The following is a 10,248-nucleotide window of genomic DNA, read 5'->3' as shown; positions in this document are numbered from 1 at the left end:
ATTGAGCATCTTGCTGGCTAAATTGAGCATCTTGCTGGCTAAATTGAGCATCTTGCTGGCTACATTGAGCATCTTGCTGGCTACCCATTCCCAATTTAAATGCGTGACAGCTTAGCTAAAATTGTGGATTAGATTTGACGATGGAATCGGGCGCACGTCTGTCATTGGTGTCAACTAAACCCCTCACCCCCAGCCCCTCTCCCACGCGGGGGAGAGGGGAGCAACTGATGTCCTAAAGTATCCCCGTAATTCTATACATGAAAATTTGCTTACCTGTACATAGTGCAAATGGTATCAGTTCAACCCAGCTTAGGTGAAATTGAACACCTAGACTCTAAATTAGTAAAACACTTCGATGGCAAGTTAATTGTCCATGAGCAGCTTAACCGCTCCCTGGTTAGTTATCAAGCCAATAAAACTCGCGCCATATATCGGTGGTATAAGTATAAAGAAGCGTTTTCTGCTGCTTTAGTGGACTATCTATTGCAGCGTTATGGGATTACTAACGGTACAATATTAGATCCATTCGCTGGGAGTGGTACAGCCCTATTTGTCGCTAGCGAAATGGGTATCAATGCCCAAGGAATTGAGTTACTGCCCATTGGTCAAGAACTCATTACCCTGCGGACACTATTAGCCTCAGACGTTACTACTGATGATATCGCTACTTTAACCCATTGGTCAACAACACGACCTTGGGAAAATGTCAAAAATATTTGTTCTCTTCCCGAACTACGAATTACTAAAGGGGCTTATCCCGAAGCAACTCGAAACGCCATCGAACAATACATGAGCGCATGGCAATGTGAAAATAAGCAAGTTCAGGCTATTTTACGCTTTGCCTTACTTTGTATTTTAGAATCAGTGAGTTACACGCGCAAGGACGGTCAATATTTGCGTTGGGATTATCGCTCAAACCGGAAAGCCGGAAAGAAACCTTTTAATAAAGGGAAAATCCCCAGTTTTGCTGAAGCAATTTGCCGTAAACTCAATGAGATTGTGGCTGACTTGCAGCCTCAGCATGAACAGCTTGAACTTTTTTCGGTAGAACAGGAACGAGGTGAGATTAAGCTTGATAAGGGTTCGTGTCTAGATTTAATGCCAACCTTACCTGATAGTTCATACCATGCCATTGTCACATCACCGCCCTATTGTAATCGCTATGATTATACAAGAACCTATGCCTTAGAATTAGCATTGTTGGGAATTAATGAGCAAGAATTAGTCAACTTAAGGCAACAAATGTTAAGTTGTACTGTGGAAAATCGTCCCAAAGATTTACTTCAGATAAACCCTTACTGGGAATCCGCGATCGCGGCGGCTGATCAACAGGAATTATTACAAGCGATTCTGCACTATTTAGATGACCAGAAATCCCAGGGGATTTTGAATAATAAAGGAATTCCCCGCATGGTTCGCGGCTACTTTTATGAAATGGCTTGTACAATCGCTGAATGTGCGCGAGTTTTAAAATCTAAGGCTCCCCTAATTATGGTAAATGATAATGTTCGCTATGCCGGAGCTAGTATTTCAGTGGATTTAATTCTTTCAGATTTAGCCGAAAAACTGGGCTTTTTTGTGGAAACTATCCTCGTGTTGCCCAATGGTAAAGGCAATAGTAGTCAACAAATGGGCGCTCATGGACGAGAACCATTGCGGAAGTGTATTTATGTGTGGAGAAAACGCTAATGGCAGCGGATAAGCCCTATTACCAGCATTTGAATGCCAGTGATGACTTAGTGACTCCTTATGCAGCAATAAGAGCTGGTTTTGTCGCGTTAGCTTTAGAGAAGAATAGACGTGCTACACCATTTGTTGAGCAAGCAAGAGTTTTGAAAGCGGCTGCGTCTAGAATCCAAACCCCTATGGAATTAGTGGATATTGAGGACATACAACCAGCATTATTAACAGCAGCAGGTGTTTCAGATAAAGCAGCGAGGTATTTAGAACAGCAGGATAAAATAGCTGCAATTCGGGGATTGATTGAAAATTTTCTTGAGCCAGCAGGCGTAAAGTTCATTGAAGAATTAGTTTTTCGATTTCTGCTGATACGGGGAGATACTCTGGGTGGTTCAATGCGAAATGTTGGTGGAATTTTGGCACAACGTAAGTTAACGCGCATGTTGATATCGACTTTGAACGTTGCAGGTAAATCTTATCAATGGCTGTACTCAAGCATGAACCGATGGGTTCAAATGACTATTGAAATCTGAGGAAAAAACCCAACTCATAGAAGATTTTGTTGGGTAACGCTTACGCTCTACCCAACCTACTATTCCCAACTTAATCCAGTAGACGGATTGCCAGATAGCGAAACTCCTGCAATGATTAAATTATTTCTTATATTAAATACAGTATCCTTCAGTTGAGGGATTAGAGTATCACTGACCTGACTCCTAGACTAACCTCTGTTCCAAGCCCATCAATATAAACTATGTTCTCCTTAACTCAAAGCAACTCTCGACAACGTGACATTCTAGAAGTCGTCTTCCGCAATGGTTGGGAGTATATGCGAAGACTGCTGACCGGTAGCAAGACTGACGAACCCCAATTGCCTCCCCCAGAGGTGCTGCGTAACGTGCTAACGGAACTAGGACCGGTTTATGTGAAGCTGGGACAATTGCTGAGTACTCGTCCCGATTTGTTACCCGCCGATTACATTGATGCGCTCTCGGAACTCCAAGCTAAGGTGCCACCTGTGGCGTGGAGTGAGGTTGAAGTATTACTGCGAAAACAACTGCGAAAGCCCTTAGAAGAAACCTTTGCCAAGATTGATCCCCGCGCCGTTGCTGCTGGTTCTATTGCCCAAACCCATCGAGCCACCTTAAAAAATGGTCAGGAGGTAGCGCTGAAAGTTCAACGTCCAGGAATTGATAAGGTTGTTCCTCAGGATATTGCTATAATTAAAGGTTTGGCAGATTTAGTCTCGCGTACTGAGTTTGGAAAAGACTATGATGTCGTGGCTTTGGCGGAAGAGTTTACCAACGCCCTGGAAGCTGAACTCGATTTTACTCAAGAAGCGAGCTATACTGACCAATTGCGGCGCAATCTTTCCAGAAGTCGCTGGTTTGACCCAACACAAATCGTGGTTCCCGCTATTTATTGGGAGTTGACGACGGAGAAACTGATGGTGATGGAATGGTTAGAGGGTAAACCCATTCTAGACGCCCAGTTTTCCGCCGAGGAAAATGGCGCGGATAGCGGTAACGATAAGGAACAGCGCAAAGCAATTACTACGCTTTTATTTCGTGCCTTTTTTCAGCAACTCTATGTGGATGGTTTTTTCCATGCTGACCCTCATCCCGGCAACTTATTCTATCTCCAGGATGGTCGCGTGGCGCTTTTAGACTGCGGCATGGTTGGACGTTTAGACCCCCGTACCCAACAAATTTTAACCGAAATGTTACTCGCGATCGTAGATTTAGATGCTCAACGCTGCGCCCAGTTAACGCTGCAACTGTCTGAGTCCGGTCAACCTATTATCTTATCGCGGTTGGAAAATGACTATGATCGCATGTTGAGAAAATACTACAACCTCAGCATCTCACAAATCAACTTCAGTGAGGTATTTTATGAAATCTTGGAACTTGCCCGAAATAACCGAGTCCGCTTACCCAGCAATATGGGATTATACTCCAAGTGTCTCGCCAACCTAGAAGGGGTGGCTCGTACTTTTAATCCAGAGGTGAATCTCCTCGACGAAATCAAACCCTTGATGACCGATTTGTTTCGGCGTCAGCTTTTGGGTTCCAATCCCTTGCAAACCTTTCTCAGAACCGCCCTGGATATCAAAAGTCTCTCGCTACAATCTCCCCGTCAAATGGAGTTATTGTTAGACCGCGTTACCTCAGAGACCCTCAAGTGGAATGTTACAATCCGAGATATCGATCCCCTGCGTCGCAGTCTGGATGATTCAGCCAATCGGCTTTCATTTAGTATTTTGGTAGGTTCCTTGATTATGGGCGCAGCGATTATCTCGACAGGAGCGCAAACGAGTCAGCTTTCACTATTGAGTAATATCCTGTTTGGTGCGGCGAGTTTTTTAGGGTTGTGGTTAATTGTCAGCATCCTCAAGTCAGGACGATTGAAGTGATTGGTCATTGGTCATTGGTCATTTGTCATTCGTCAGGCAATAGGCAATAAATAGGTAAGGTAGAGTTTTGAGTTAGCTTACTCATCTTCCCCATCTGACACACCGAGCGTGTTACCGAGCGAAGTGTTCGACTGACCACTCACGCCGAAGTCCGAGGTAAGTCGAGGTGTTCCTCATCTTCCCCATCTTCTTAATCCGCCTTCTGCGAAGGCTGAAGTTTTAAAGCCTGCTGGAGTTGGGCGAGTTCATCGCGATGAGCAATAACAGTCACCAAGCTTTGCCTATCCGTTTGGGAATTCGGTACAGGTTCAACCTTGAGGAACACCTGTTCATCGCGTCCCGCACCTTTCCAGTAAAAAATGCCAGCCACAGGAGCCAGACAAACTAACCCAAGGAAAACCTGGGATAGGTCTGGGTAGAGTACAGAGAGAACTAATGATAGACAAAGAATACCGCAGGCAGCCAGTGCCGTTAAAAATATAGCTAGAAACCAACTGGGTCGGACAAAACCCTGAAATGTCACTTGACCCGTAGCTGGGTCAACAGCAGCTACTCGGTATGCCCTTTGATCAAAATAGTTCTGCAATCGTTCTAGCAGAGAAGATTCAGGTTCTTGGGCAATGAGTTGAACTTTTTGGGTTCGGTCTTTAACCGAAGCACGGATGAAAAAGAACAAACCTACTCCTAACAAAAGAGTCAGCAGGAATGTGGAAGACAGAATGGGTGTACTCACAGATATTGACCAACAACAGATATTCTTAGCTAATCACCTTAGGAACTTGCGGCTTAATTATGTACCTATCCAGCATGGCTGAAATCAATACAGCCTCCCTTACTGGTACTTTATTGTTTCCGCAGCTCTGAAGCTGTCACGCATTGAAATTGGGAATGGGTAGCGAGCAAGATGCAAAGCCTGCGGCATGGCTTCGCTAAACGCACTACAAAGATTTTACCATTCTTGACATTATGGTTTAAATGCCGAACAGCTTACTAAGGTGAACCAATGATGATTCAACCGTTGAGCCGTAAAATACTCAACAGTTATCTCTGTCGTTGACAATGATAACTCCTAAACGCCAAAAACCCAATCCATGACGGCAGAAGCAGACCATCAGTTTTCCCGACAAACCCGTGTTTGCACCGGACTTGAGTTGGTTTGGGTGGTCACTGATGGCGTAATTCTGCCGAAATGTGCTATATTGCTTGTTTCTCTTGAGTGATATACCTACGCCAAAACCCTGCTAGTTCGCGAGCTTTATCTCGCCAATCACCAGAGATCTGATACATACGCCGGGGACGTCCTCGTCCTTCCACTTTTTTCCAATACCCAGTGATTGCTCCAGCTTCTTCCAGAAACTTGAGAGCGCTGTACAGAACTGTATCAGACAGGCGATAGGTTGGGTATTCGTGTTCGAGTTGTTGGATCAAGTGAGTGCCATAGGATTCCCCTTCTATGAGGACAGACAACACATAACATACGGCTAATTCCTTGTTGAGATAGTTGGGAGGAGGGTCTTGAAAAAACTGATAGATATCCTCAAATTTCATCTGCATAGTCCGCTGAATATCCCAGTAAGTCAGATTTGCATGGGACAGTTTTCCTAAAACTAACCATGGTTTCAACACCCTGAAAAAATTCGGTGCAATGTATCGATCAGCAATGAGCAATATCGGCTTGCTCATTCCTCTGATACTTTATAACCTCAAAGTATTGAGGTCGTCTAATGCACTCGTTAGTTTGGTTACGGCAGATGCAACAGCACTGAATAATCTCCATCAATTTTAGCTAAGTAATGGAGTAATTTCCCCAAAAAATCGAGGCTTCCCAGTCCAGATCCGGGGAAAATCGTCCCCTTAGTGTGCAACCTGAGTGCGCGATCGCATTGCTAGCATTAATAATTTCTACTAGCTTATTGAGCAATAGTCCGCAATATTTTGTTTTCAATTCCTTAACGTTTTCCCTAAGGGGGTTTCAGACCGTCTATTTGTCACGACTTGGAGATGCTACCCTATTTCCGGAGGGGTCTGGAAAACGTTAGTTAAACACCCAGTTCTGGATTCGTCTGCCAAACTTCTTTAATAATCTTACCTGTTTGATCGAAGTCAGCCTGGTAAGACATTGACCAAACCACCATCAGTCCCTGATTAGATTTAGCGGTGATCTGAATTTGAGCTTTAACCGTGCGATCGCGTCGTTGTTGCTCGAGTACCTGAAAGTCTTTGATATCATACTGGCGGAAAAAGTCCTGCCAAGCTGAGTAGATGGAGATCCCCTGATAGGTCTCATTCACATCAGGTACATTGTAGGAGCGCTTAAGAACAGCATGATCACTGTAGCCATAGATTAACAGATCGGGATTAGCTTTTGCGATCGCCTGCCAGTGTTGTTGAGCTGCAGATAGGGGATTAGCACTGACCTGATTTTTGTACAACGACAAACTCCAGACTAAAGCGATGGCACAGATGGCGTAGGATAAACGTTGTTTCCAATTCGGTTCCATACGCTTCCTCCATGAGCTGACGTGACGATGAAGTCCCCACCGTAGGGCTAAACTTGGCTTTGGCTTTATACCTGACCTAACAGACGCACAACCCCGATTAAAAGTTCACTGAGGAATAAGCTCAAGATTATGAAATATAAATGATGAATTATGAAAATTTATAATCAGTGGCAAAGATTCGTCGGAGTTAGCGTTTGGCTGGCACAAACAACAGTTTTCTAGTTCTCCTGGTTAAATATGAAATAGGTGTCACTCACGGATTCGAGTCCCAATGCGAGAATTGCCCGATACGTCCTCACTACCCACCCCCCTCCAGCGCGTCGCCCTGGTACTGCGTACATTTGGCAGGATTGCCATCGGGGTACAGTCAATCCTCGGTTTTGTTTCGCTGGGGATTTTACTCACGGGAATCGTTGGTCGTAGCCTCGGACCGGCGGAAGATAAACAGGGTGTTGGGTTCGGTATATTTTTAGCAATATGTGGGTTAGTTACATTGGGTGTGGGTGTCTACATCGCATGGCGCTATACTCGCATTTCCAAGCAACTGTTGACTGGTAATGTGGAAACACGACCCAGCAAAGCCGATACCCTCAAAACCATTAGGCTAGGATTAATCGTCAATATGGCGGGCATGTTATTGACGATTCTGGGCGCCCAAGCCATTATCGGCAGCATTGTGCTCCGCTCGATTTCCCAACCTTCTGGCTTAACGGTGTACGAAGCAAGCCGATTTGTTCGACCCTTAGACTTATTTCTGGTGCAGGCGAACATCAACACCATTACTGCCCATTTCGTCGGCATCGCCATTGCCATTTGGCTGTTCAATCGCATTAATCGGTGATTTGTCATTCGTCATTTGTCATTTGTCATTTGTCCTTTTTGCCCAGTATCCATAAAAATCTGTGCTTGACCTAAAGCAAATCCGAGAAAATCCCCAAAGCGTCCAAGAACGCCTAGAAAAACGCGGGGCGGGTCAGTATGACCTCCAGCCCATTTTGGACTTGAATCAGCGCCAACGGGAACTAGAGACATCCCGTAGTCGCCTGCAAGCCCGTAGTAACGAAATTGGTAAACTCATCGGTCAAAAAATTAAAGCCGGGAGTCCCCCTGACGCGCCAGAAACCCAACAACTGCGCGAGGAAGGTAATCAGGTTAAAACCCAAATTAGTGAACTAGAACCTCAAGAAAAAGAACTGAAAGCAGAAATTGAGGCGCTATTACTCTCCCTACCCAATCTACCCAGTCCCTCAACTCCTATGGGTGAGAGTGAAGCGGACAACGTGGAGGTGCGCCGTTGGGGGGACGAGTATATTCCCCAGAATGATAAGATTTTACCCCATTGGGAAATTGGCGAAACCCTCGGTATTCTCAATTTTGAGCGGGCGGTGAAAGTGGCACAAAGTCGTTTTGTCAGTCTAATCGGTGTCGGTGCTGCCTTAGAGCGGGCGTTGATTAGTTTTATGCTAGATCGACAAATTGCCGCAGGCTATGTGGAAGTGATCCCACCGATACTGATTAACAGCCGCTCATTAACGGCGACGGGTCAACTGCCCAAATTTGCCGAAGAAAGCTTCAAGTGTGATAGCGATGATCTATGGCTTTCGCCCACAGCGGAAGTCCCCTTAACTAATCTTTACCGTGACGAAATTATAGACGCATCCCAACTCCCTATTTATCACTGCGCCTATACACCCTGCTTTCGCCGAGAAGCTGGTAGCTACGGGCGAGATACTAAAGGACTGATTCGACTGCACCAGTTTAATAAAGTTGAGCTGGTCAAAATTGTTCATCCGAGTACCTCGGAAGCTGAACATGAAAAGCTGGTGGAAGATGCTGCTGCCATTTTAGAGGCGTTAAAACTCCCTTACCGTGTTATTGAACTCTGTACTGGAGATCTAGGATTCTCTGCCACAAAATGCTATGACTTAGAAGTGTGGCTTCCTTCTTCGGGAAAATACCGTGAAATTTCGAGTTGTTCCAATTGCGGTGATTTCCAAGCGCGACGCGGTAGTCTACGCTTTAAGGAAACGGGCAAAAAAGGAACTCAGTTTGTCCATACCTTGAATGGATCTGGATTAGCCATTGGGCGCACCCTGTCGGCAATTTTAGAGAATTATCAGCAACCTAACGGTACAGTGAAAATACCAGAGGTTCTACAATCCTATATGAGACGCGAGGTGTTATGAGTCTTAACCTGCCTTGGCTTGAACGCGATATTTTCTGTAGGGGCAGGTTTGACTTTTATCGTTCCTTGTTCATCCAAAGGCGACTAAACCTGCCCAGCCTAAGTGCAGCAATTAACCAGAGAACTCCTTTATCTTCCGGGTTTTGCCCCGCTTGGCTAACGCTAACGTTAACATCTTCCCAAGTATTGAAAGCGGCAACGTACAATAGAAAGGACGCAAGCAATCGTTACATTACTTCTTATGTCAATTTTGGCGGCGATCGCAGTCTTGGCGGTTTTGATTGTGGTGCATGAGCTGGGTCACTTTATGGCAGCTCGTTTGCAGGGCATTTATGCAAATCGCTTTTCCCTGGGTTTTGGTCCGATTCTGTGGAAATACCAAGGACCTGATACCGAATATGCGATACGCGCTTTCCCCTTAGGCGGATTTGTTGGTTTTCCCGATGATGACCCCGATAGCGAGATCCCTCCGGATGACCCAAATTTACTCCGCAATCGACCCGTTTTAGACCGAGCGATTGTAATTAGTGCTGGGGTAATAGCCAACCTGATCTTTGCTTACTTTCTTCTGGTGGTGCAGGTGGGAACAGTGGGAATTACTGATTTCAATTACCAGCCGGGAGTAAAGGTTCCAGAAATTGCCGCAGAAAGTAGCTTAGTGGCGAAACAAGCCGGGATTAAACCCGGTGATGTCATCTTAGCAGTTGAGGATCAACCATTGGGAGCCAGTCGGAATGCAATCTTTACCCTAACGACCAAAATTCAAAACTCTCCCAACCAACCCCTAGAACTTTTAATTAAGCGGGATCAACAAACCTTGTCCCTGGACGTGACGCCAGCACCCGGAGACGATGGCAAAGGTAGAATTGGCGTACAACTGGCACCCAATGGTGAAATAGTCCGCAAGTACGCTGACGGACTCTTGGAGATGTTTACGATTGCGGCTGACGAATATCAGCGCCTGAGTACTGAAATTGCCAAGGGTTTTGGTCAACTGATTAGCAACTTTAGTGAAACGGCTGAACAAGTATCGGGTCCGGTAGCGATTGTGGCAATTGGCGCGAATATTGCCCGTTCTGATGCGGGAAATCTGTTTCAGTTTGCGGCGTTGATTAGCATCAATTTGGCGATTATTAATATCTTGCCCTTACCCGCACTGGATGGAGGTCAACTGGCATTTTTAGCGATCGAGGGAATTCGCGGTAAACCAATCCCCACGGAAGTTCAGCAAAATATCATGCAAACTGGATTGGTCTTGCTTTTGGGGTTAGGACTTTTCCTGATTGTGCGAGATACGGCAAATTTAGTTCCCTCAAGTTGGGTGCAAAATTTGTTTCAATGAAATAGTTTTGACCCAACACTAGGCTCAAAGGAATCTGGTGCGTATGTAGGGGCGGGTTTCACTATTATCGTTTCTTTTCTCACCCAGATGCGACTAAACCCGCCCTGACTTAGTGTTAAATAAATAG

Annotated in this window: 8 protein-coding genes and 1 pseudogene; 6 read left to right on the top strand and 3 right to left on the bottom strand. The window is 45.4% G+C overall.

Annotated features, from left to right (window positions below; all coding sequences use genetic code 11):
* Positions 1-288 precede the first annotated feature (288 nt).
* From ACLFWI_RS19180 to ACLFWI_RS19170, 3 genes and pseudogenes are all read left to right on the top strand, one after another.
* On the top strand, positions 289-1,689 hold the full coding sequence (locus ACLFWI_RS19180; protein WP_446414235.1) for a DNA methyltransferase: 1,401 nt from the start codon (positions 289-291) through the stop codon (positions 1,687-1,689).
* Positions 1,662-2,189: pseudogene (locus ACLFWI_RS19175) on the top strand (AvaI/BsoBI family type II restriction endonuclease); the annotation flags it as partial. The gene ACLFWI_RS19180 and the pseudogene ACLFWI_RS19175, both read left to right, overlap by 28 nt.
* Before the next feature lie 245 nt (positions 2,190-2,434).
* On the top strand, positions 2,435-4,093 hold the full coding sequence (locus ACLFWI_RS19170; protein ID WP_446414234.1) for an ABC1 kinase family protein: 1,659 nt from the start codon (positions 2,435-2,437) through the stop codon (positions 4,091-4,093).
* A gap of 190 nt (positions 4,094-4,283) precedes the next feature.
* Here the strand turns inward: ACLFWI_RS19170 and ACLFWI_RS19165 are convergent, their stop codons facing one another.
* The 3 genes from ACLFWI_RS19165 to ACLFWI_RS19155 form a co-directional block, all read right to left on the bottom strand.
* Positions 4,284-4,826: a cofactor assembly of complex C subunit B gene (locus ACLFWI_RS19165; RefSeq protein WP_446414233.1), complete on the bottom strand. Its 543-nt coding sequence runs from the start codon at positions 4,824-4,826 to the stop codon at positions 4,284-4,286.
* A gap of 461 nt (positions 4,827-5,287) precedes the next feature.
* The gene (locus ACLFWI_RS19160; protein WP_446349072.1) at positions 5,288-5,641 is read right to left on the bottom strand and encodes a PadR family transcriptional regulator; all 354 of its coding nucleotides are present in this window, start codon (positions 5,639-5,641) and stop codon (positions 5,288-5,290) included.
* A 491-nt stretch (positions 5,642-6,132) separates the two neighbouring features.
* On the bottom strand, positions 6,133-6,594 hold the full coding sequence (locus ACLFWI_RS19155) for a hypothetical protein (protein ID WP_446414232.1): 462 nt from the start codon (positions 6,592-6,594) through the stop codon (positions 6,133-6,135).
* Positions 6,595-6,865: 271 nt separating this feature from the next.
* On the opposite strand from ACLFWI_RS19155, the gene ACLFWI_RS19150 reads away from it, so the two are divergent.
* The 3 genes from ACLFWI_RS19150 to rseP all read left to right on the top strand — a co-directional run bounded on the left by ACLFWI_RS19150 (position 6,866) and on the right by rseP (position 10,121).
* On the top strand, positions 6,866-7,435 hold the full coding sequence (locus tag ACLFWI_RS19150; protein WP_446414231.1) for a DUF3611 family protein: 570 nt from the start codon (positions 6,866-6,868) through the stop codon (positions 7,433-7,435).
* Positions 7,436-7,496: 61 nt separating this feature from the next.
* A complete protein-coding gene (gene serS / locus ACLFWI_RS19145) occupies positions 7,497-8,780 on the top strand; it encodes a serine--tRNA ligase (protein WP_446414230.1) in 1,284 nt (427 codons plus the stop codon).
* A gap of 240 nt (positions 8,781-9,020) precedes the next feature.
* A complete protein-coding gene (gene rseP, locus ACLFWI_RS19140; protein WP_446414229.1) occupies positions 9,021-10,121 on the top strand; it encodes an RIP metalloprotease RseP in 1,101 nt (366 codons plus the stop codon).
* Positions 10,122-10,248 lie beyond the last annotated feature (127 nt).

The organism is Coleofasciculus sp. (genome assembly GCF_046539235.1).
Lineage (GTDB): Bacteria > Cyanobacteriota > Cyanobacteriia > Cyanobacteriales > Coleofasciculaceae > Coleofasciculus.
Note: the sequence above shows the minus strand (reverse complement) of the source record. Positions and strands in the feature narration are given on the sequence as shown.

What these genes read in the sequence shown, in the direction of transcription:
- ACLFWI_RS19180 (WP_446414235.1), top strand. Translation starts at nt 289, where the DNA reads ATGGTATCAGTTCAACCCAGCTTAGGTGAAATTGAACACCTAGACTCT.
- ACLFWI_RS19170 (WP_446414234.1), top strand. Translation starts at nt 2,435, where the DNA reads ATGTTCTCCTTAACTCAAAGCAACTCTCGACAACGTGACATTCTAGAA.
- ACLFWI_RS19160 (WP_446349072.1), bottom strand. Translation starts at nt 5,641, where the DNA reads ATGAAATTTGAGGATATCTATCAGTTTTTTCAAGACCCTCCTCCCAAC.
- ACLFWI_RS19155 (WP_446414232.1), bottom strand. Translation starts at nt 6,594, where the DNA reads ATGGAACCGAATTGGAAACAACGTTTATCCTACGCCATCTGTGCCATC.
- ACLFWI_RS19150 (WP_446414231.1), top strand. Translation starts at nt 6,866, where the DNA reads ATGCGAGAATTGCCCGATACGTCCTCACTACCCACCCCCCTCCAGCGC.
- rseP (WP_446414229.1), top strand. Translation starts at nt 9,021, where the DNA reads ATGTCAATTTTGGCGGCGATCGCAGTCTTGGCGGTTTTGATTGTGGTG.